A 21,727-nucleotide genomic window follows, 5' to 3' on the forward strand; every position below is an offset into this window, starting at 1 on the left:
GACGGGCGAGGGTGCGGTGAGCCTAGATCGTTCTCACCGTGCGTGAGGTCACCAAGTTGACAGTGTCCTGCGCCGGCCCCACTCGTTACAAGACGCCCCGGCCGCTGATCCGCAACGATGTCCGGCCCGAGCCGGGTGGGACGGGCGGGGAGCCGCGCGCTGTGACCACGGGCCACCCCGGCATGGCGACGTCCAGCGCGCCGCCCGGCGGGGCCAGCCGGCGCTCAGCTCGAACAGCCGGTAGGTGCCCCGTGGGTCACGTCCCCAGGAGGGCCGCTCCCGCGCCGGTCACCGTGTGTCGCACGGACTTGCCGACCCGCGCCGTGCTCAGCAGGCCCGCGGCCCGGAGCACCGCCGCGTGCTGGGACGCCGACGCGGGGCTGATCCCGACCCGGGTGGCGAGTTCGCCCGTGCCGGCCCCGGTGAGGTAGCGGCGCTGAGCTGTAGCCGGATCATGCCGGCAGCATCTCACCCGGCAGTGGGTTCGACCAGCGGTTTCACCCCCGCCACGACCCCGACACCCGCAGCCCGACACGGCGTGGCACGGCACTACGCGGCGCAGCCCGACACGGCGTGGCACGGCGCAGCGCGGCCCAACCCGACGCGGCCCGGCACAACGCGGCCCGCGCCCGGCCGGCACGACTCCGCCCGGCTCACCCACGCCCGCGGCAGCGCCCACGGATACCGGTACCGACGCGGCCCGAGGGCGTCTCATCCGCAGGTGCCGCACGCTCCCACTACTTCGGACGGAGCCCACCGCCCGCCCTGCGACCTTGTGCTGACGGTCCCGCTCAGCACGAGGTCCGACGCGGTGCACGCCCCCGGCGTCCAGGCTGAACGCACTGCCCCCTACCTGAGGAGTACCCGGATGAGGCGCACTCTCGCGCTCGTCGTCGCGGCCACCGTGACGGCCACCCTGCTCGTCCCCGCCACCGCCCACGCGACCCCGCCGGCCCGGCCGGGCCTGGAGCGCGCACTGGCCGACCTGGTCGGGACGGGCCCACCCGGCGCGCTGGTCCAGTACCGCGACGCGCGGGGGGCGTGGACCGGTTCGGCCGGCGTCGCGGAACTGGGCCGGCCCGGCAGGGTCGACCCGCACGGCGTGTTCCGGATCGGGAGCGTCACCAAGACGTTCACCTCGGTCATGGTCCTGCAACTGGTCGGAGAGCGTGCCGGCTGAGCCTGGCCGATCCGGTCGAGCGTTGGCTGCCGGGGCTGGTGCCCGGCGGGGACCGGATCACGCTGCGCCAGCTCCTCGGCCACACGGCCGGGTTGTGGGACTACACCGACTCCCTCGGCGACTACCCGGACCTGCTCCGCGACCGGGACAAGCAGTGGCGTCCGGAGGACCTGCTGGCGTTGGCCACCTCGCACGAGCCGCTGTTCGAGCCCGACACGTCGCAGGCCTACTCCAACACCGGCTACCTGCTCCTGGGCATGGTGCTGCGCAGCGCCACCGGACACTCCTACCAGGAGGAACTCAGCCGGCGGATCACCGGGCCGCTGCGGCTGGAGCACACCGCGATGCCGGCGGACTCGACACTGCCCGGTCCGCACGCGCACGGCTACGTGGAGATCGACGGGGCGCTGGCCGACTTCACCCGGTTGACGCCGTCGTGGGCGTCGAGCGCCGGCGGGCTGGTGTCGACGGCCACCGAGCTGAACAAGTTCTTCGCGGCGCTGTTCGCCGGGCGGCTGCTGCGGCCGGCCGAGCAGCGGGAACTGTTCCTGCCGGTGGGCGCGGCGGACTTCTACGGCCTCGGCGTGTACCGGGTGGACCTGTCCTGCGGGCAGAGCGCCTGGGGGGCACGACGGTTCGATCCCCGGCTTCGAGACCTGGGCGTTCGGGACCCTCGACGGCCGCCAGCAGTTGACCCTGTCGTTCACCACGGCCCGGGGCGATTTCGGGGCGGCGGTGACCGCCGTCCTGGACAAGGCCTTCTGCCCGAGCTGACCCAGGCACCCGAAGGCCGAACCGACCCAGCGTGCCCCGGGCCGAACCGTTCCGGGGCGCCCCGGGCCGAACTGACCCGGGGCACGCTGGCGCGCCCGCGTACCCATCGACGATCCCCACTCGGTCCGGGTGCGGCGAAATCGGAAGAGAGCGCTCTCTCACGGCCCCGAAACCGGTGAAACATCACCGGGAAACATTGACGACACAGTGTGGTCACGCTAGCGTCCCCGGCAAGAGAGCGCTCTCACCTCCTCCCCTCAGGAGGCACGATGAAACCGTCCCGCATCCTCATCGCCGCTGTCGGCGCGGCCCTCGTCGCCGGCACCCTCACCCACGTCCTGAGCACCGGCGCCCAGGCCGATCCGGTCGGCGCCGGCAGCTACACCACCACGCCGGCCGGTCCCCTGCCGACCGGCTGCGGCAACCTGTCGACCAACCCGCGGCAGTTCGTGACCGCCAACGCGCCCGCCGGCCCCGTGCCGACGAACGACTGGTGGTCGACGATCCTGTTCAAGAAGACCGACTGCGCGTTCGGCGAGCCGTTGCACGCGCACCCGGTCTCGTTCGACACGTTACCGGGTGGCCTGGGCCTCTCGGCGAACACGACGCCGCAGATCAGCGGCACGAGTACCGGGGTGGGCGAGTACCACTTCCCGTACGTGCAGGACCTCCAGGTGGGGGTCGCCGGGCTGAACGCGCCGAACGTGAAGGTCGACGGCTGGACCGACTGGACCGTCAGCCCCTACTGGACGGACGGCGCGCGCACCCTGCGGGCCACGATCGGCCACGGGCTGCCGTTCAGCTACTACCAGGTCACGGGCGGCAACGCGCAGCTCACGGTGAACGCGCCGCAGGTCTGGTCCAACTCCGGCGCCACGATCGGCTTCACGGCGAACGGCCACGAGTACGCCGCCTACGCCCCGGCGGGCGCGACCTGGCAGGTCAGCGGGGGGACGATCACGTCGAGCCTCGCCGGCAGGGGCTACTTCTCGGTGCTCGCGCTGCCGCCGGGCGACCGGGCCGCGCTGGCCACGAGCCTCGGGCGGTACGCGCACAACCATGTGACCGGGACGAAGGTGGCCTACGCCTACAACCCGGCGACCAGCAACGTCGCGACCACCTACTCCTTCACGACCACGGCGCGGGAGGCCGGGTCCGCCGGCACGGTCGCGGCGCTCTACCCGCACCAGTGGCGCGCGCTGACCGGGGCGACCCCGCAGGCCTTCACCTACGTCTCGGCGCGCGGCACGATGAAGGTCCTCGCCGGGATCGGCCAGTTCACCACGGGCATGGCGTTCCAGGGGGTACTGCCCGAGATCCCGGCCGTCGCGGACAACGCGGGAGCGGACCGGGCGACCCTCGACGCGTACCTGGCGCAGGTGGCCGGCAACCCGACCGACTTCCGGGGCGACGACACGTACTGGACCGGCAAGGGCCTCGGCCGGGCCGCCCGGATCGCGGAGATCGCCGACCAGCTCGGCAACACCGGCACCCGGGACGCGGCGCTGAACGCGATCCGGACCCGGCTCACGGACTGGTTCACGGCGAGCCCCGGCAAGACGTCGCGGCTGTTCTACTACGACCAGAACTGGGGCACCCTGATCGGCTACCCGGCCTCGTACGGGTCGGACCAGGAGCTCAACGACCACCACTTCCACTACGGGTACTTCGTCGCGGCGGCGGCCACCCTCGCCAAGTTCGACCCGCAGTGGGCCACCACCGGTAGGTACGGCGGCATGGTGGACCTGCTGATCCGGGACGCGAACAACTACGACCGCGCGGACAACCGGTTCCCGTACCTGCGCGACTTCGACATCTACGCCGGGCACGACTGGGCCTCCGGGCACGGTTCGTTCGGGGCGGGCAACAACCAGGAGTCCTCGTCGGAGGGGATGAACTTCGCCAACGCCCTGATCCAGTGGGGCCAGGCGACCGGCAACACGGCGGTCCGGGACGCGGGCGTGTTCCTCTACACGACCCAGGCGGCGGCGATCCAGGAGTACTGGTTCGACAGCCGCGACGCGAACTTCCCGGCGGCGTTCGGCCACAGGACGGTGGGCATGGTGTGGGGCGACGGGGCCGCGTACGCGACCTGGTTCAGCGCCGAGCCGGAGATGATCCAGGGCATCAACATGCTCCCCGTGACCGGCGGACACCTGTACCTGGGCAACAACCCGGCGTACGTACGGGCCAACTACGCCGAGCTGACCACGAACAACGGCGGCCCGCCGAGCGTGTGGCAGGACATCCTGTGGGAGTTCCAGGCGCTCGGCGACGGGGACGCGGCGCTGGCGAACTTCCGGAACAACAGCGGCTTCACCAGCGAGGAGGGTGAGAGCAAGGCGCACACCTTCCACTGGATCCGCAACGCCGCGGCGCTCGGCAACGTCGACACCTCGGTGACCGGTGGCCATCCGCTGTCGGCGGTGTTCACGAAGAACGGGGCGCGCACCTACGTGGCCTCGAACATCACGAACGCCCCGATCACGGTGACGTTCTCCAACGGCTGGACGCTCCAGGTCCCGGCGGGGAGGACGGCGACGAACGGCGCGTACACGTGGAGTGGTGGCAGCGCCGGCGGCGGCACCAACCCGACGCCGAGCCCGACACCGTCGCCCACCACCAGCCCCACCGCGGGTCCCAGCCCGACGACCTCCCCCACCGGCAACCCGTCGGGCCGGACGCTGTACCTCCAGTCCAACGGCACCCTCGGCGGTACCGCCCCGGCGGGCACGGCCCCCGTGGCCTCCGCCGGCGGGACCAACCACGACGGCGTACCCGCCAATGCCTCGGTCTTCACCGCCTCCGGCCTGAACCTGACCCGTTCGGCCGCCACCACGACGTTCGACCTGTTCGTCGACGCGGGGAGCACCGTGGCCAACGGCACCCAGGTCCGGGTGTCCTACGACCTGACCGGGGACGGCTCCTGGGACCGCGTGGAGACCTACCGGTACTTCGCCACCGACCCGGCTCCCGGGTGGGAGCACTACACCACCTCCGTCGGCCTCTCGTCGGCCACCGGCACGCCGGGCAACCTCACCAACGGCCGCGTGCGGCTCGAGGTGTGGAACGCCATCGGCAACGGGCCCAGCACCGTGGGCACCGGCAACCAGTCCGTCATCACCCTCTAAGGAAGGTCATCATGCGTCGCGTCCTCGCCCCGCTCCTCGCGATCTGCCTGCTCGCCTCCGCCGCCGCGTGCGGCAGCAGCGACGAGAAAGCCGAGAAGGTCAAGCTCACCATCGGGCTCTTCGGCGACTTCGGCTTCAAGCCGTTGTACGAGGAGTACAAGGCCACCCACCCGAACATCCAGATCGAGGAGCGGGTCTCCGAGTTCGCCGCCCACCACCAGAACGTCACCGCGCACCTGGCCACGAACACCGGCGCGGCGGACATCGAGGCGATCGAGGTGGGCTACATCAGCCAGTTCACCGCGCAGCCGCAGAAGTTCCACAACCTGCTCGACCGGGGCGCGGGGAACCTGGAGGGCAGGTTCCTGCCGTGGAAGTGGCAGCAGGGCCTGTCCGGTGACGGGAAGTCCCTGGTCGGGCTCGGCACCGACGTGGGCGGCATGGCCATGTGCTACCGCAACGACCTGTTCGCGGCGGCCGGGCTGCCCACCGACCGCGACGCGGTGTCCAAGCTCTGGCCCACCTGGGCGGACTACGTGAAGGTCGGCAAGGAGTACAAGGCGAAGAAGCCCGAGTCGGCGTTCTTCGAGAGCTCCGGCAACATGTTCCGGGCCATGGTCGAGCAGGGCTCGCAGGGCGTCTACGACAAGCAGAACAACCTGGTCGTGGACTCCAACCCCGGGGTGCGCGCCGCGTGGGACACCTCGGTGGACGCCATCAACGCGGGCATGTCGGCGAAGCTGACCGCGTGGACCCCGGAGTGGACGGCGGCCTTCGAGAAGGGCTCGTTCGCCACGATCGTGTGCCCCGCGTGGATGACCTCCTACATCCAGACCAACGCCAAGAACGCGTCCGGCAAGTGGGACGTGGCGGCGGTCCCCGGCGGGGCGGGCAGCATGGGCGGCACGCACCTGACGCTGCCGAAGCAGGGCAAGCACGCCAAGGAGGCGTACGAGCTGATCTCGTGGCTCACCGCGCCCGCCCAGCAGGCCAAGGTGTTCAAGGCGACCGGCAACTTCCCGTCGACCCCGGAGCTGTACAGCAGCCCCGAGATCACCGGGTTCAAGAAGGACTTCTTCAACAACGCGCCGATCGGGCAGATCTTCTCCGACTCGGCGAAGGCCGTGAAGCCGCAGTACATGGGGCCGCGCACCGGTGACGTGTTCACCACGATCGGCTCCGGGCTCGGGCGGATCGAGAACGGTCAGCAGAAGGCCGACGACGCCTGGAAGCAGGTACTGTCCGACGTGGCCAAGCTGAAGTAATGGCCCCCGACCGCCTGTACCGCTGGGACCTGAAGGCCTCGCCGTACCTGTACATCGCCCCGTTCTTCCTGCTCTTCGGGGCCTTCGGGCTGTTCCCGCTGCTCTACACGGCCTGGGTGTCCCTGCACGACTGGACGCTGCTGTCCGAGGAGCACCCGTTCGTCGGGCTGGGCAACTACCGGGAACTGTTCGGCGACCCGTACTTCTGGAACGCGCTCGGCAACACGCTCTCGATCCTGGTGCTGTCCACCGTCCCGCAACTGCTGTTCGCGCTGGTCCTGGCGCACCTGCTCAACCGGCCGCTGCGGGGCCGGACATTCTTCCGGCTCGGGCTGCTGCTGCCGAACGTCACCTCGGTGGTCGCGGTGGCGGTCATCTTCTCGCAACTGTTCGGGAGGGACTTCGGGCTGATCAACGGCATCCTGGAGTCCCTCGGGGCGGGCCGGATCGACTGGCAGAACGGCACGGCCAGTTCGCACGTCGCCATCGCCACCATGATCGTCTGGCAGTGGACCGGCTACAACTCGCTGATCTACCTGGCGGCGATGAAGGCCGTGCCCCGGGAGCTCTACGAGTCGGCGACGCTGGACGGGGCCACCGGCCTGCAACAGCTGACCCGGATCACGATCCCGATGATCCGGCCGACGATCATCTTCACGGTCGTGGTGTCCACGATCTACGGGTTGCAGGTCTTCGCCCAGCCGCAGCTGTTCGGGGGCGGCGGGCCGAACGGGATCACCGGGGGCACGGACCGGCAGTTCCAGACGCTGTCCCTCTACCTCTACGAGCACGCGTTCACGAAGGGCTTCCAGTTCGGGTACGCCTCGGCGACCGCCTGGGTCATGTTCGCCGTGATCGTGCTGGGCGCCGGGCTCAACTACCTGTTCGTCCGCAGGATCAGGAGCAGCTCGTGACGCGCAGACTGGTCTACCTGAGCCTGACGGCCGTGGTGTTCTTCTCGGCCTTCCCGCTGTACTTCAGCGTCGTCGTCGCGTCCTCGGACACCTCGGCGCTGAGCAGCGCGCGGCTGCTGCCCGGCGCGCACCTGCTGGACAACGTCCGCCGGGTGTTCGAGACCGTGCCGTTCGGGACGGCGATGCTCAACTCGGTGCTCGTGTCGCTGTCGATCACGGTGTCGGTGGTGCTGTTCTCCACCCTCGCCGGGTTCGCCTTCGCCCGGTTGAGGTTCCGGGGGCGCACCGCGTTCCTGGTGTTCATCGTGGGCACGATGATGGTGCCCACCCAGTTGGGCATCATCCCGCTGTACATCCTGATGGCGAAGATCGAGTGGACGGACTCGCTCCAGGCGGTCGTGGTCCCCGCGCTGGTCAACGCCTTCGGGGTGTTCTTCATGACCCAGTATCTCTCGGAGGCGCTGCCGAAGGAGCTGCTGGAGGCGGGCCGGATGGACGGCTGCTCCACCCAGCGGCTGTTCTGGCACGTGGTGCTGCCGGTCGCCCGGCCGGCCGCGTCCGTCCTCGGCATGCTCACGTTCCTGGCCGCGTGGAACGACTACTTCTGGCCGCTGGTCGTGCTGTCCTCGCCGGAGAACCACACGGTGCAGGTCACGCTGTCGCAGCTGCGCAGCGGCTACGTCACCGACTACGCGTTGTCCCTCACCGGCACGGTGCTGGCCACCCTGCCGCTGCTCGTCGTGTTCGGCCTGCTCGGCAAACAGATCATCGGAGGAATCATGCAGGGGGCGGTTAAGGGATGATCACTTTCCCGGAGGGTTTCGTGTGGGGGGCCGCCACGGCCGCCTACCAGATCGAGGGCGCGGTCGCGGCGGACGGCAGGGGACCGTCCATCTGGGACACGTTCAGTCACACGCCCGGCAGGGTGGCCGGCGGCGACACGGGGGACGTGGCGTGCGACCACTTCCACCGTTACGCCGAGGACGTGGCGCTGATGGCCGACCTGGGCCTGCCGGCGTACCGGTTCTCGGTGTCCTGGGCCCGGGTCGCGCCCGACGGCCGGGGGCTGAACCCGCGCGGCCTGGACTTCTACGACCGGCTCGTCGACCGGCTGATCGAGACCGGCATCGAACCGATCGTGACCCTGTACCACTGGGACCTCCCCCAGCCGCTGGAGGACACCGGCGGCTGGACGGCCCGGGACACCGCCGAACGCTTCGCCGACTACGCCGCGGCCGTCCACGACCGGCTCGGTGACCGGGTGCCGACCTGGACCACCCTGAACGAGCCGTGGTGCTCGGCGTACCTCGGCTACGGCAACGGCGTGCACGCCCCGGGGCAGCGCGACCCGGGCAAGGCGTTCGCGGCGGTGCACCACCTCCTGCTCGCGCACGGGCTGGCCACCCGGGCGCTGCGGGCGGCCGGGGCGCGCACCATCGGACTGACGCTCAACCCGGCCTCGGTGTCCCCGGTCGACCCGGACGACCCGGGTGACGTGGCCGCCGCGCGCCTGGTCGACGGGTTGCAGAACCGGATCTTCCTCGACCCGGTGCTGCGCGGCGAGTACCCGTCGGATGTCCTGGATCTGGTCGCCGCGCACATCCGCGACACCGACCTGAAGGTGATCTCCGAGCCGATCGACCTGCTGGGCGTCAACTACTACATGCCGCTGTACGTGCGGGCCCGGCCCGGCGCGACCGGCGGCGGCGAGGCCTACCCGGGCACCCGGGACATCGAGTTCCTGCCGGCGGCGGGCCCGGTGACCGACATGGGCTGGCAGATCGAGCCGGCCGGCCTGACCCGGCTGCTGGAACGGATCGCGCGCGACTACCCGGGCACCCCCCTGATGATCACGGAGAACGGCGGGGCGTTCGCGGCGGGCACGGCCGACGCGGACCGGATCTCCTACCTCGACGGGCACCTGCGCGCGGCCCACGAGGCCATCGCCCGGGGAGTGGATCTGCGCGGCTATCTCGTATGGTCACTCCTGGACAACTTCGAGTGGGCCGAGGGCTACCGTAAGCGGTTCGGGATCGTGCACGTCGACTACGACACGCAACGCCGGGAACCGAAGGACAGTGCCCTCTGGTACCGCGACGTGATCCGCCGGAACGGCCTGGAGGGCTGAGGAATGAACGCGTCACGGGGGCGGCCCACGCTGGAGCAGGTGGCGGCGCGGGCCGGCGTGTCGCGGGCGACCGTCTCGCGGGTGGTGAACGGCTCGACCTCGGTCGCCGAGTCCATCCGCGAGGCGGTGAACCGGGCGATCGGCGACCTCGGCTACGTGCCGAACCTGGCCGCCCGCAGCCTCGTCACCCAGCGCACCGACTCGATCGCGCTGGTCCTGCCGGAGGCCGCGACCCGGGTGTTCTCCGACGACCAGTTCTTCCCGAGCGTCATCCGGGGGGTCAGCCAGGAGCTGGAGGCCGCCGACAAGCAGCTCGTCCTGATGCTCGCGGGTTCGCCGGCCAGCCACGACCGCGTCGAGCGGTACGCGGCGGCCCGGCACGTGGACGGGGTGCTGTTCGCGTCGATGCACGGCTCGGACCCGCTGCCCGGCAAGCTGGCCCGGATGGGCATCCCCGTGGTGTGCAGCGGTCGTCCGCTCGGCCCGGCCACCGTGCCCTACGTCGACGTGGACCACATCGGCGGCGTGACGGCGGCCGTGCACCACCTGCTGGCCCTGGGCCGGACCCGGATCGCCACCATCGCCGGCCCGCAGGACATGGTCGCGGGCATCGACCGGCTCGCCGGCTACCGGGGCGCGCTGCGGGACTCCCCCAGCCGGTCCATCGTCGCGGTCGGGGACTTCACCCGCGAGTCGGGGGCGGTGGCCATGCGTCAGCTCCTCGACGACGATCCCGCGCTGGACGCCGTGTTCGTGGCCTCGGACCTGATGGCGCACGGCGCGCTGGGCACGTTGCGGGCGGCCGGCCGGCGGGTGCCGGAGGACGTGGCCGTGGTCGGGTTCGACGACATCGAGCTGGCCCGGTACACCGATCCGCCGTTGACGACGGTGCGGCAGCCGATCGTGGACATCGGGCGGGAGATGGCCCGGCAGGTGCTGCGGTTGGCGGCCGGGGAGGCGGCGGAGCCGGCGATCGTGCTCCCGACGGAACTGGTGATCCGCCAGTCGGCATAGCAACCCTCGACGGGTACGCGTCCGCGCGGCCGGCGGCCCGGTGCGCTGTCGCCCGACGGACGGCGGCTCGCCGGGCGGGCGGTGGTGCCAGCGTGGGCCGCACGGGCAAGGGGCCTCACCCCGTCCGGGCCGGCACCCGGGCCGCCTTGTCGAGCCGCGCCTTCAACCGGGGCGCCAGTGGGCGTTCCACGCCGATGTGGATGCCCCAGGCGAGCAGCCCCATCGCGGCCGTCAGCCCCGCGACCAGCGCGTACCTGTTCACGTGCGGGCCGAGCCAGGCCAGAACCACGAAACCGACGTGGGCGTGCACCAGGTACAGCGGGTAGGTCAGGGAGCCGGCGTGTGCCATCCAGGGCCGGCCGAGCGTCGCCGTCCGGCGCAGGGCCACCAGCAGCATCACCGCGAACACGGCCGTGATCACGACGCACACGACCACCGGCGAGAACGCGGTCGCGTACCGGTCCCCCACGCCCGCCGCGAACCCCACGCCCCGGTAGAGGGCGTTGCCCCAGCACAGGGCGAGGATCGCGCCCAGTTCCCAGGTCGGGCCGGAGCGGTAGACGAGGCCGAGGGCCATGCCCGCGATGAAGTAGTGCGCGAACGTGGACTGGCCGAGCAGGTCCACGAACCCGGGCAGCAGGCCGAGCTGGGTGCCCAGGGTGACCGCGAGCCAGGCCCACAGCGCGAGGAGGACCCGGCGGCGGGTCAGGCCGATCAGGACGAGGACGAACACGAGCAGGTAGAAGCGGAGCTCGGCCCACAGGGTCCAGTACACGACGTCGATGTTGGCGATGTCGACGGCCGGGTTGAGCATGGTGAGGTTCGCCAGGTACTGGCCGGGGCCCACCCGGAACCTGCCCGACAGCACCGACACGAGCGCCGTGAGGGTGACCGCGACCCAGAAGGCCGGGTAGAGCCGGACCACCCGGGACACGGCGAACCCGCGCGCCGTGCGGCCCCACGCGCTGAGCAGCACCACGAAGCCGCTGATCACGAAGAACAGGTCGACGCCGAGGTACCCGTAGCGCGTCACCTCGCCGAGGCCGGGGAAGCGCGCCGGGCTCAGGCCCTGCATCCAGCCGGAGAACGTGTAGTGGAAGACGACGACGGCGACGGCGGCGCCGATCCGGAGCAGGTCCAGCTCGTGCAGCCGCCGACGCTCGGGAGCGGCGCCCGCCGTCACAGTTCGACGGGCCCGTACCGGGTCGCGGCGGCCCGGGTGCTCAGCGCCCAGTACCGGTCCCCGAACGACCAGTGCCACCACTCCGTCGGGTAGTTCACGAACCCGGCCGCGCCGAGCACCGTCCCGAGCACGTCGCGGTTCCCCCGGGCGGCGGCGGACACGGCCGACCCGGTGAAGCACGCGTCCCCGCTGGCCAGCGGGCTGTCGTTGACCAGGGTGCCCATGTCCAGCTCGACGCCCTCGGCGGTGCACAGGGTCAGGTCGACCGTGCCGCCGGTGCTGTGCGGGGCCACCTCGGGCGGGGACACGTACTTGCTGGCCTCCACGTGCAGCCGCGCCGGGTCCCAGTCGGGATAGCTGAGGCGCAGCTCGTCGCGGTACCCGTCGAAATAGGTCTTCTGCAGGCCCAGCGGCCGGTAGCCCTCGACGACGAGCAGCCGCAGGCCGTCGGGCAGGGCGCGTTGCGCGGCGAGCAGGCGGTCGACGGCGTTCTCCCGCAGGTGGGCGTAGGCGCCGGCGGGGTCGGCGAGCCGGGGGTCGACCAGCAGGTCGGGGACCTCGCGCAGGTCGACGAGGGCCTCGCCGTTGTCGCGGAGCGGGACGGCCGCGACCCGGGGGTCGGACAGCAGGATCACGACATGCCCCGCTTGCGGGCGTGCCGCTCGAACGCGAGGGCGATCAGCCGGTCCAGCAGGTCCTGGTAGGACACCCCGGAGGCCTGCCACACCTTCGGGTACATCGAGTGCGCCGTGAACCCGGGCATCGTGTTGAGTTCGTTGACGTAGAGCGTGTCGGCGGCCTCGTCGTAGAGGAAGTCGACCCGGGCCAGGCCCCAGCCGCCGACCGCGCGGAACGCCGCCACGGACAGTTCCCGGGTCCGGGCCTCCACGTGCGGGGGCAGCACGGCGGGCACGATCATCGGGTCGAGGGTGCCCAGGTACTTCTGGTCGTAGTCGAACCAGCCGCCGCTGACGGTGACCTCGCCGACGCAGGACGCCTCGGGCTCGAAGCCGCCGAGCACCCCGCACTCGATCTCCCGGCCGGTGACGCCCTGCTCGACGACCACCACGGGGTCGTATTCGAGGGCCTTGTCCACGGCCGCGACCAGGTCGGAGGGTTCGACCACCCGGCTGATGCCGATCGAGGAGCCCATGTTGGCCGGCTTCACGAACAGCGGGTACTCCAGGCCGTCGGCCAGCGACAACGGGTCGGCCATCCCCCGCCAGCGGACCTCGTCGACCCACACGTGCGGGGTGACGGGCACGTCCTCGGCGAGGAACGCGCGCTTCATCGCCACCTTGTCCATGCCGACCGCCGAGGCCGCGATGCCGCCGCCGACGTAGGGCACGCCGAGGAACTCCAGCAGGCCCTGGAGCACGCCGTCCTCGCCGAACGGGCCGTGCAGCAGCGGGAACACGACGTCGAGGTGCGCGACCGGGTCCCCGTCGGCGAGCACGGCGACGCCCGGCCGGCCGGGCCGCAGCTCGACCAGGGGGCCGACGACCTCCAGGTGGTCGTCGATCGCGCGCACGCCGGCGGGCGGGGTCATCAACCCCTCCACCACGTCTTCGGGTACGAGCCGGAAGTCGCCCTCCCGCGTCACCCCGACCACGACCGGCGCGTACCGGTCCCGGGGCAGCGCCCGCACGACCGCCAGGGCCGAGGAGCAGGACACCGCGTGCTCGGCCGAGGGGCCGCCGAAGAGCACCCCGACCCTGATCCGCGCGTCGCCGGTCATACGGTGGCCTCCTGGGAGTAGGTGCCGGCCGGGTGGCCGGGGTGGGTGCCGGCCCGGTGGCCGGTGCTGGTGCCGGCCGGGTGGCCGGGTGCGGTCGGGTCCGCTGTCGTCAGGATCCCGGCGAGGGTGCCCGGGTCGATGTTGCCGCCGGTGAGGACCACGCCGATGTCGCCGAGCCCGCCGGCCGCCGCGAGCTGGAGCGCCCCGGCGAGCGCGGCGGCGGCCGACGGCTCGACCAGCAGCTTCGCCTCGTACAGCGCGAGCCGCACGGCGTGCGCGATGGCCGCGTCGTCCACCCGGACCACGGCGGACACCACGTCCCGGACGAGCCGGAAGGGCAGCCGGCCGACCTGCGCGGGCCGCAGCCCGTCGGCGAGGGTCGGTTCGGGGACCACGGTGACCCGGTTGCCGCTGACCAGGCTCCGGGCGAGGGAGTCGTTGCCGACCGGCTCGACCCCGTACACGGCGAGGTCGTGGCCCTCGGCGGCCAGGCAGGCCCCGGCGAGGCCGCCCGCGCCGCCGACCGGCAGGACCACGGCGTCGAGGCGCGCGCCCCGGGTGCGGACCTCGTCGAGGAGTTCGAGGGTGGCGGTGCCCTGGCCGCAGATCACGTCCGGGTGGTCGTACGCGTCGAGGACGGCGTGCCCGGTGGAGACCCGGAGCCGTTCGACCACCTCCAGCCGGTCGGCGAGGGTGTGGCCGGCGAGCATCACGTCGGCCCCGGCGGCGTGCACCAGGGCGATCTTCGCCGGGGAGGCGTCGACGGGCAGGACGGCGACGGCGCGCAGGCCGCGTTCGCGGGCGGCGAGCGCGACGGCCACGGCGTGGTTCCCGGTGCTCTGCGCGATCACCCCGGTGTGCCGGCCCTCGTCGGCGATCCGCCCCACGGCCAGGGTCGCCCCCCGGTACTTGTACGAGCCGCCGCGCTGCAGGTTCTCGGCCTTCAGCCACAGCCGGGCCCCGGCGAGCGCGTCGAGGGCGGCCGACCGGACCACCGGTGTCCGCACGACCCGCCCCGCGAGCCACGCCCCGGCGGCCAGGACATCCCGACCACTCAGAGTTATCATGCTTGTCGCCGTAGTCACCGCGATGTGCCCTCCCCGTCCTGAACCGGCTGGTGAGGCCACACTGCCGGGCCAATATGCCCGCCCCGTCCCCGCCGTGTCATGAACCGGTAACAACACACGGAGAGTGACCACGGCGCGTTGGCACGAAGCGGGGATCAGACCGCTGGCCGGCATCTCCTATGGTGTGCGCAGACGCGAGAGGGAGCAGAGATGGCAGAGATGGACGACTGGAGCACGGACGAGCCGGCCGAGGTGGTCGTCGTCGACCACGCTGGTGGCGGCCACGAGACGATCACGGACACCGACCACGACGGGTACGCGGACTCGGTCGCCGTCGACGCCAACGACGATGGCCTCTCCGAGGTGGTCTACACCTCCGAGCACGGCGACGGGACCACGCTCGACACGGCCTCGGTGGACACCGACGGTGACGGTCAGATCGACGCGGTGTACGCGGACACCGACCACGACGGCCGGGTCGACTCGCTGATGGTGGACCGCGACGGCGACGGCCAGGCGGACGCGATCTACCTGGACACCAACGGCGACGGCATGGTCGACCAGGTCATCCTGGACACCGACTTCGACGGCAACGCCGACTACGCGGCGGCGGACACCAACTTCGACGGGGTCGCCGACGTGACGGTCACCGACACGAACTTCGACGGCACGTACGACACGGTGCACTACACCGAGGCCGGCCCGCGCGGGCTGGACCCGTTCGGCGCGAACTAGTACGAGGGTCGCGGCGGCCACGCCGCCGCGACGCATCCGCCCGGCCGGCGCCGGAGCGGGCGACGACTGTTTCTAGCGGCCCGGCCCCGGCGGCCCGGCCCCGGGACCCGCCGGTCAGTCGAGGCGCATCCGGCGGCGGGCCGCCACGAACATGCCGGCCCCCACCCCGAGGAACGCCAGCCCGGCGGCCAGCCCGCCGAGGATCCACGTCGTCCCCGTGCCGGCCAGCGCGTCCGACCTCCGGTGCGGCGCGCCCACCGCGGCCGGGGTGCCGGAGGGACCGGGCGGGACGTCGTACCCCGCGTCGAGGGTGTGGTCGTTGTGTCCCGCCGCCCCCGTGGTCAGGCGCACCGACCGGCCGGGGGGCTCCGGGCCGGCCCTGGTCGCCAGCAGGGTCCCGGGGGCCGGCCTGCCCGGGAGGGCCGAGGTGTCGGCCGTGGTCACGTCGAACGTCAGCTGGTACTCGGCGCCCGGACCGACCGCGAACAGGTACTCGCCCCGGGAGTTCGTCGTCGTCGACGCGAGCTTCTTCCCTGCCGCGTCGAGCAGCGTCACCGTCGCCGCGGGCAGCGGTTCCTCGGACGGGTCCTGGCGGCCGTCGCGGTCCCGGTCGAACCACACCCGGCTGCCGACCTGCACCGGCGGCGGGTCGCAGAGCAGTTCGAGGTCGCCGAGCCCGTTGGCCCGCCCGAAGGAGCCCCGCCCGCCGTCGACCGGGAAGTCCTGGCCGCCCTCGCCCGTCTTGTTGTCGAACCTGCGGACGCCCACCGGGGCCACCATCGTCGAGGCGGTGCCGGTGAACCGGGGCGCGAACGCCAGCCCGCCCATCGCGCCCTCGGCGTGCGTGTCGTCGGTGTAGTCGCCCGGGTAGTACTCCTGGACGCCCGGCTGCGGGGGGCCGCCGCGCACGCCGCCGACGTGGCTGGGGCAGGTCAGGCCGTCGCCGTCCCACACGTAGCCGTCGCCGGTCCGGCAGACCCGGGTGATGTCGCCCATCGCCGCGTCGAGCGAGCGCCGGCCCGTGTCGACCGCGCCGACCGGGCCGGGCGCGTCGAGGCCCGCCTGGTCGCCGAGCCGGTCGCGGAAGCCGAGCACGATCGAGCCGTCCCGGTCGAAGACCAGGTCCGACAGGATCGGCTGCGGGCGGTTGGCCTCCCGGAACCACCCTCTCTTGGGTACGTCCGGGTCGTCGAACCTGCCGTCCGCGCTGTTGTACGGCTCGTACGTCGGCTGCCACGGCCGCCAGTACCCGTCGCGGCCGCCCCGGCGGTGCTCCAGGTTGTGCGCGACGACCGTGGTGAACGCCGCGCCGTCGAGCCGGAGCACGTACGCGCGCAGGTCCTCGCGCCGCTGGCTGCCCTCGGCGGCGCAGACGCCGCCCACGTACATCGCGCCGTCGTGGTAGCCGAGCCCGTACGGCCGCCAGTCGGCCGGGCCGGTCGGGCAGCCCGGGTCGGGGATCGGGACCGTCCGCTGGGGAGCGCCGGCCGTGGTGCCGGTCGCGTCGTAGAGGTAGAGGGCGCGGGCCCGCAGGCCGACGGCGTACAGGGTCCGGCCGTCGGCGGACAGGTCCAGGTCGCCGAGCCCCTCCTTGCCGACGGCGTTGTTGACCGCGAGGCTGTCGCGGTCCAGGTCGGCGGCGTGCGCGGCGGCGCCCGCGTCGGGGACGGTCGCGAAGGTGGTCACGGTCCTCGTGGCCCGGTCGATCAGGTAGATGCCGCCGGGGCCGGCCGGGCCGTAGGGGGTCATGCGTTTGGTGAGGGCGCCGACGAAGAGGCGGTCGCGGTCGCGCTGGTAGGCCAGGCCGTAGGTCGCGCCGATCTGGGAGGTCACGGCCTCGACGGTGGCGCCCGATGTCCCCGGGGCCGGGGCCGCGCCGGGCTGGTCGAGGGGCCAGGACACCAGTGCCCGGCTGTCCGGGGTGGCCGCCGCGCCCTGCCGCGCGCACGGGGTGGCCAGTTCGGGGGTCGCGTGGCAGTAGTCGGCCGGGTCGTGCACCCCGGTCAGCACCGTGGCGTTCCTCCCGCCGCGCACGTCCACGAAGCTGACCAGCGCCGACAGGGTCGGGTCGGGGCCGCCGACCGGGGCGGGCCGCAGATGGGACCTGGTGGTGGGCACGACGACCTCCACGCGGTACCGGCCGCCGGACAGCCCGCCCTCCGCCGGGTCCAGGGTGGCCACCCCGCCCGCGTCGGTGGTCGCGTCCCGGGTGGCCCCGGCGTCGTCGGTGAGCCGGACCAGCAGGCCCGGCTCGCCGGGCTCCAGCGCGGGGGTGTGGCTGCCGTCGGAGTTGACGTCGCGGACCACGGTGACGGTGACCTGGCCGTCGCCGGTGTCGGCCCGGGCGGGGGTGGTGCCGGCGAGCAGCCCGACGACGAGCGCGACGCCCGCCGCGACCCGCGCCCTGTGTCCCCGCGTACCCGGCAACTGCCGCCCCCTCCCGGAGCAGGACCAAAACAGACCTAAGTTACATTCCAGACCCTCATCGGGTACGGGACACGCTCACACCCGGCCGCCCGGCACCGTTGGTGAAGCGGGGCGGGCCACTCCGTCGCGCCCGGTCGCCCGGAGGCCCGGAAAGTGTCGGGGGTGGTGGTTAGGGTCGGCGGAAGTCGGTCGAACGAGGGGGTCGGGCAGTGGGTCAGGTCGCGCACAGCACATTCGTGGCGGGTTCACAGGACGCGGGGACGGTCCCGTGGGAGGGCGGCCAGATGAGCCGCACGCACTGGGACAAGACGTTCACCGGCGACCTGGCCGGCACCAGCGCGGTCGAGGCGGTCATGCTCGGCCTGGACGACGGCGGCCCCTCGATCTACGTCGGGATCGAGCGGATCGAGGGCACGCTGCACGGCCGGGCCGGCAGCTTCGTGCTGCTGCACTCGGCGACGCACCACGAGAGCGGCGGGCTCGCGGAATGGGTGATCGCGCCGGGTTCGGGCACGGGCGAGCTGACCGGCATCTCCGGCACGGGGCGGATCCTGCCGGGCCACGAGTTCACCCTGACCTACGACCTGGAGCCCTGATCCCACCAGGTAGCCGCATGGTGCGCCCCGGGCACCCGGACACGGCCGGAGCCGACCACCAGGGTCAGCCCCGGACGAAACCCCGACCCGTGGCGTACCGGGCGAGCGCCCCCCGGTCCGCGCAGCCGAGTTTCGCCAGCATCGCCGAGACGTGCTTCTCCACGGTTCGCGGCGACAGGAACAGCCCCCGGCCGATGTCGCGGTTGCCCAGCCCGGTGGCGAGCAGCCCGAGCACCTCGTACTCGCGGACCGTGACGCCCCGGTCCCGCAGTGCCGGGGGGACCGCCTCCCAGCCCGCGCGCCGCCGGCCGACCGGCGTACCCGCCCCGCGCAGCAGCCCCCGGCACGCGGCGGCCACGGCCCGCTGGCCGGAGTCGTGGAAGTACTGTTCGGCCTGGCGGGTCCAGGCCTGCGGGTCGCCCCAGTCCGCCGCGTAGGCCGCCTCCGCGACCAGCCGGAGCACCAGGTGCCCGGCCAGCGGGAACACCTCGGCGGCCCGTCGGGACCGTCCCATCGCCCGGGTGGCCGCCCCGGGCCGGCCGGCGCGGCCGTGCAGCACGCCCTCGGCGGCGGCCACGAACTGGCGGTTCCACCGGTAGCCGGACCGGGGATCGGCGAGGACCGCGTCCACGTCGGACAGGTCCCGGTCGCCGTCGAGGACGCCGAGCAGCAGGTCGAGGCCGTACCCGCCGGACAGGCCGTACGGGGAGCCCGCCGCCCGCTCGTGCTCACGCGCGCGGGCCAGGTCGGCGCGGGCCCGGGGCCGGTCCTCCTCCAGCAGCGCGCACACCGCCCCGCCCAGGCCCCAGGCGATCGGCAGGTAGTGGGTGTCCGCGCCGCCCTCCTCGGCGAGCGCGGCGACGTGCCCGTCCATCTCGGGCCGGCGGCCCCGGTGTCCCGCGTGCACGGCCGACGCGAGGGTCAAGTACCGGCCGAGCTGGCGGTACCCGAGCCGGCCTGTCAGCTCCCGGCACGGACCGAACAGCTCGGCGAGCCGGTCGTGCTCGCCCCGCAGCACCGCCAGCATCGCGCGCAGGCTGTCCACGGCGCACTGGGTGCCCGGAACCCCGAGCTCGACGGCGGCGGCGCGCGCGGCGTCCAGGTGGCCGTACTCCCCGTCGCGCAGCATGTCGTTCGTGCCCAGGTACGCGAGCGCGTCCAGCCGCCACCCACCCAGGCCGTGCTCCTCCGCCGTCCGCAGCACCAACCCGAACTCCGCGTCGGACTCGGCGAACGACCTGCTCCGGGCGGCCAGACCGAGCACCTCCCCCGCCCGGCAGGCGAGTTCCGGCAGCCCGGCCGCACGGGCGGTGGCGGCGGCGCGCCGGGCGAGGTGCTCGGCACGGCCGGGCGGCGCGTCGGGGGTCTCGGTGAGCACGAGCGACTCCAGAACGTCCACGGCGGCGAGGTCGGCACGTGACGCGGCGGGGGCGAGGTCCACGTCCGACCCGGCGGCGGCAGGGTCGGCGTTCGACGCGGTGCCGGTCCCGGTTCCGGCGGGCGGATCGGGAGTGGCACCGTCCGGATCGGCAGTGAGCAGCGCGCGGACGGTGGCGATCCGGTCCCTGCCGTCCGCCCACCGGCCCGTCGCCACCGACGCCTCCGCCAGCCGCAGGTGCAGGCCCGCGAGGACCACCGGCGGCGCGACCAGCCCGTGCACGGCGTCCGCGAACGCCAGCGCCCCCTCTGGCCGGCCCGCCGCCCGCAGCGCCCGCAGCAGCGGCTCCAGCAGGTCCGGCGGGTGGTCCCCGCGCAGGTCGGCGGCGCGTTCCAGCAGCGTGACGGCGGCCCGCGCCCGGCCCAGGTCGAGGGCCCGTCGGCCGGCCGTGGCCAGCAGGTCGGCGGCTCCCCGGGGGTCACCGGCCCGTTCGCGCAGGGCGGCGACGCGTTCGCACCACTCGCCGGGCAGGCCCGGTTCGGCGCGCGCCACGGCCGCGGCGACCCGCGCCGCGAGGGGGGCGAGGGCGGACGGCGGCAGGTCCGCGAGCAGCGCCTCCCCGGTGAGCGCGTGCCGGAACCGGTACCAGCCCGGGGTGGTCGGGTCGGGCGTGACGAGTCCGGCGTCGCGGGCCGCGCGCAACAGCCGGTCCACCTCGGCCCCGTCCCGGTCCGCCGCGTCGGCCAGCACCGCGGCGGGGAACTGCCGGCCCAGCAGCGCGGCGATCCGCAGGGCGTCGCGCAGGTCGGCCCCGCCGGCCCCGACCCGGTCCGCGACGGCCCGGCTCACCGGGACCGGCACCCGGTGCAGCGGCTCGCCGTTCGCTTCCCGGCCGCGCGGGCCCGGCGGCCCGGGCGCCCCCGCGAGCCCCGACATCCGGCGCGGCCCCGCGATCCCCGGCGCCACCGGGGCGGCCATCCCGGCGAGGAGTTCCTCCACGACGAACGGGTTGCCCTCACCGTCCCGGCGCAGCCGCTCCAGGACCGTGGCCGACGGGGCGGTCCCCAGGCAGCGCGTGGCGAGGACCGCGACCTGCCCGGGGCTGAGCGGGCCGAGTTCGACCAGGTCGGCGACCCGGCGGCGGTGCGCGGCGGCGAACAGGTCCAGGGCGGGTCCCCGCAGGTCGCGGGCCGTGGCGAGCAGCAGTACCGGATGGCGGTCCAGGTTGTCCATCAGGTACTCCACGGCCCCCAGCGTCTCGGGGTCCGCGTCGTGCAGATCCTCCAGCACCAGCACGCAGCCCCGGGGCCGGCCGACCACGGCGAGCACCCGCAGCACCGCCTCCGCGACCACGAGGGCGGAGTCCGCGCGGCCCGGGTCGCCCGGGTGGCACCACCGGGGCACCATCCGGCCGAGCACGGGGCGGAACCCGTCCAGTGCCGGGTCGTCGGGCGGCGGGCCGGCGGGGAAGGCGGACACCAGCGCCTCGGCGAGCGGCCGGTAGGCCACGGACAGCACCGGCGAGCCGGCCCGGCCACGCAGGACGGGCAGGTCGGTCCGCCGGCAGACCTCACCGACCAGCCGGGTCTTGCCGATGCCCGCGTCCCCGAGCACCACGACGGCCGCGCCGGTACCGGTGGACGCGACGTGGCCGAGGGCGGCCGTGAGGACGGCCAGTTCGGGGTCCCTGCCGACCAGTACCGGTGAGGTCAGTCGCACTCGGGGTCTGCGGCGAGCGGCAGCGCCATCCAGGGGCCGGTCACGGTGCAGAGGCCGACCCCGGGGCAGGTGCTCAACGGCGGGTAGTCGGGATCGTCGGAACGGGCCACCACGATCTCCCCGGCCGGGTGTCCGGTACCGGTCCGATGGTCGGGGTCCTTCCAGCTCCGCACCAGTTCCTCGACGGTCATCCGGCCTCCTCGGTTCACTGCGTGGCCCGGGTCGCACCCGGGTTCCCGGCCCAGGTCGGGCACGGGTCCGTGGCCCCGGGTCTCTCACCCGGTTACCGAGAGCCTGGTGGCCCGACCGCCCCCTGTCATGGGGGCGGCGCACCCAGATTCCGACCGCCGCCCGGCCATGTCCGAATTTCTCCATCCACATCGGACTTCGGTTGTCCTCACCTGCGACGCCGCCGTCGGACGGCACCCGGTTACCCGCCGCCGGCACCCGGCCACGCCCGCGGGCGTTGTCCGGGGCC

General features: G+C 73.5%; 18 protein-coding genes. 10 read left to right on the top strand and 8 right to left on the bottom strand.

Going from position 1 to position 21,727, the window contains the following annotated elements; all coding sequences use genetic code 11:
• Positions 1–256: 256 nt before the first annotated feature.
• Positions 257–472, bottom strand: coding sequence for an ArsR/SmtB family transcription factor (locus PT931_RS14435; protein ID WP_456246246.1), 216 nt, complete (start codon positions 470–472; stop codon positions 257–259).
• A gap of 396 nt (positions 473–868) precedes the next feature.
• Here PT931_RS14435 and PT931_RS14440 point away from each other — a divergent pair, with 396 nt between their 5' ends.
• The 8 genes from PT931_RS14440 to PT931_RS14475 all read left to right on the top strand — a co-directional run bounded on the left by PT931_RS14440 (position 869) and on the right by PT931_RS14475 (position 10,406).
• Positions 869–1,180: a serine hydrolase gene (locus tag PT931_RS14440; protein WP_456246247.1), complete on the top strand. Its 312-nt coding sequence runs from the start codon at positions 869–871 to the stop codon at positions 1,178–1,180.
• Positions 1,181–1,218: 38 nt separating this feature from the next.
• The gene (locus PT931_RS14445; RefSeq protein ID WP_456246248.1) at positions 1,219–2,133 is read left to right on the top strand and encodes a serine hydrolase domain-containing protein; all 915 of its coding nucleotides are present in this window, start codon (positions 1,219–1,221) and stop codon (positions 2,131–2,133) included.
• Positions 2,134–2,223: 90 nt separating this feature from the next.
• Positions 2,224–5,085 (top strand): glycosyl hydrolase, encoded by a 2,862-nt coding sequence (locus PT931_RS14450; RefSeq protein WP_456246249.1) that lies wholly within the window; start codon positions 2,224–2,226, stop codon positions 5,083–5,085.
• Between the two features lie 11 nt (positions 5,086–5,096).
• On the top strand, positions 5,097–6,350 hold the full coding sequence (locus PT931_RS14455) for an ABC transporter substrate-binding protein (protein WP_456246250.1): 1,254 nt from the start codon (positions 5,097–5,099) through the stop codon (positions 6,348–6,350).
• Positions 6,350–7,264 carry a carbohydrate ABC transporter permease gene (locus PT931_RS14460; protein WP_456246251.1) on the top strand — a complete coding sequence of 305 codons (915 nt, stop codon included), beginning with the start codon at positions 6,350–6,352 and terminating at the stop codon, positions 7,262–7,264. Before PT931_RS14455 ends, PT931_RS14460 begins: the two co-directional genes overlap by 1 nt.
• The gene (locus tag PT931_RS14465; protein ID WP_456246252.1) at positions 7,261–8,067 is read left to right on the top strand and encodes a carbohydrate ABC transporter permease; all 807 of its coding nucleotides are present in this window, start codon (positions 7,261–7,263) and stop codon (positions 8,065–8,067) included. The genes PT931_RS14460 and PT931_RS14465 overlap by 4 nt, the downstream gene beginning before the upstream one ends.
• Positions 8,064–9,392, top strand: a complete 1,329-nt coding sequence (locus PT931_RS14470) for a GH1 family beta-glucosidase (protein WP_456246253.1) — start codon at positions 8,064–8,066, stop codon at positions 9,390–9,392. The genes PT931_RS14465 and PT931_RS14470 overlap by 4 nt, the downstream gene beginning before the upstream one ends.
• Positions 9,393–9,395: 3 nt before the next feature.
• Positions 9,396–10,406 (top strand): LacI family DNA-binding transcriptional regulator, encoded by a 1,011-nt coding sequence (locus tag PT931_RS14475; protein WP_456246254.1) that lies wholly within the window; start codon positions 9,396–9,398, stop codon positions 10,404–10,406.
• A 115-nt stretch (positions 10,407–10,521) separates the two neighbouring features.
• Here the strand turns inward: PT931_RS14475 and PT931_RS14480 are convergent, their stop codons facing one another.
• The 4 genes from PT931_RS14480 to PT931_RS14495 are packed head-to-tail and all read right to left on the bottom strand — an operon-like array spanning position 10,522 to position 14,394.
• On the bottom strand, positions 10,522–11,589 hold the full coding sequence (locus PT931_RS14480; RefSeq protein WP_456246255.1) for an acyltransferase family protein: 1,068 nt from the start codon (positions 11,587–11,589) through the stop codon (positions 10,522–10,524).
• Positions 11,586–12,224 carry a M15 family metallopeptidase gene (locus tag PT931_RS14485; RefSeq protein ID WP_363724001.1) on the bottom strand — a complete coding sequence of 213 codons (639 nt, stop codon included), beginning with the start codon at positions 12,222–12,224 and terminating at the stop codon, positions 11,586–11,588. The genes PT931_RS14480 and PT931_RS14485 overlap by 4 nt, the downstream gene beginning before the upstream one ends.
• Positions 12,221–13,327 (bottom strand): D-alanine--D-alanine ligase family protein, encoded by a 1,107-nt coding sequence (locus tag PT931_RS14490; RefSeq protein WP_456246256.1) that lies wholly within the window; start codon positions 13,325–13,327, stop codon positions 12,221–12,223. Before PT931_RS14490 ends, PT931_RS14485 begins: the two co-directional genes overlap by 4 nt.
• Complete coding sequence (locus PT931_RS14495) at positions 13,324–14,394, bottom strand: threonine ammonia-lyase (protein ID WP_456246257.1); 1,071 nt, start codon at positions 14,392–14,394, stop codon at positions 13,324–13,326. The genes PT931_RS14490 and PT931_RS14495 overlap by 4 nt, the downstream gene beginning before the upstream one ends.
• A gap of 210 nt (positions 14,395–14,604) precedes the next feature.
• Between PT931_RS14495 and PT931_RS14500 the strand changes: the two genes are divergently transcribed.
• Positions 14,605–15,129, top strand: a complete 525-nt coding sequence (locus PT931_RS14500) for a hypothetical protein (RefSeq protein ID WP_456246258.1) — start codon at positions 14,605–14,607, stop codon at positions 15,127–15,129.
• A gap of 114 nt (positions 15,130–15,243) precedes the next feature.
• Here PT931_RS14500 and PT931_RS14505 read toward each other — a convergent pair whose 3' ends face one another.
• Entirely contained in the window at positions 15,244–17,556 is a 2,313-nt protein-coding gene (locus PT931_RS14505) for an SdrD B-like domain-containing protein (protein WP_456246259.1), read from the bottom strand.
• A gap of 236 nt (positions 17,557–17,792) precedes the next feature.
• Here PT931_RS14505 and PT931_RS14510 point away from each other — a divergent pair, with 236 nt between their 5' ends.
• A complete protein-coding gene (locus tag PT931_RS14510; protein ID WP_456246260.1) occupies positions 17,793–18,152 on the top strand; it encodes a DUF3224 domain-containing protein in 360 nt (119 codons plus the stop codon).
• Positions 18,153–18,216: 64 nt separating this feature from the next.
• Here the strand turns inward: PT931_RS14510 and PT931_RS14515 are convergent, their stop codons facing one another.
• Both PT931_RS14515 and PT931_RS14520 read right to left on the bottom strand, forming a co-directional pair.
• Entirely contained in the window at positions 18,217–21,249 is a 3,033-nt protein-coding gene (locus PT931_RS14515) for a helix-turn-helix transcriptional regulator (RefSeq protein WP_456246261.1), read from the bottom strand.
• On the bottom strand, positions 21,240–21,440 hold the full coding sequence (locus PT931_RS14520; RefSeq protein WP_456246262.1) for a hypothetical protein: 201 nt from the start codon (positions 21,438–21,440) through the stop codon (positions 21,240–21,242). Before PT931_RS14520 ends, PT931_RS14515 begins: the two co-directional genes overlap by 10 nt.
• Positions 21,441–21,727: the final 287 nt, after the last annotated feature.

The organism is Longispora urticae (assembly GCF_053902585.1).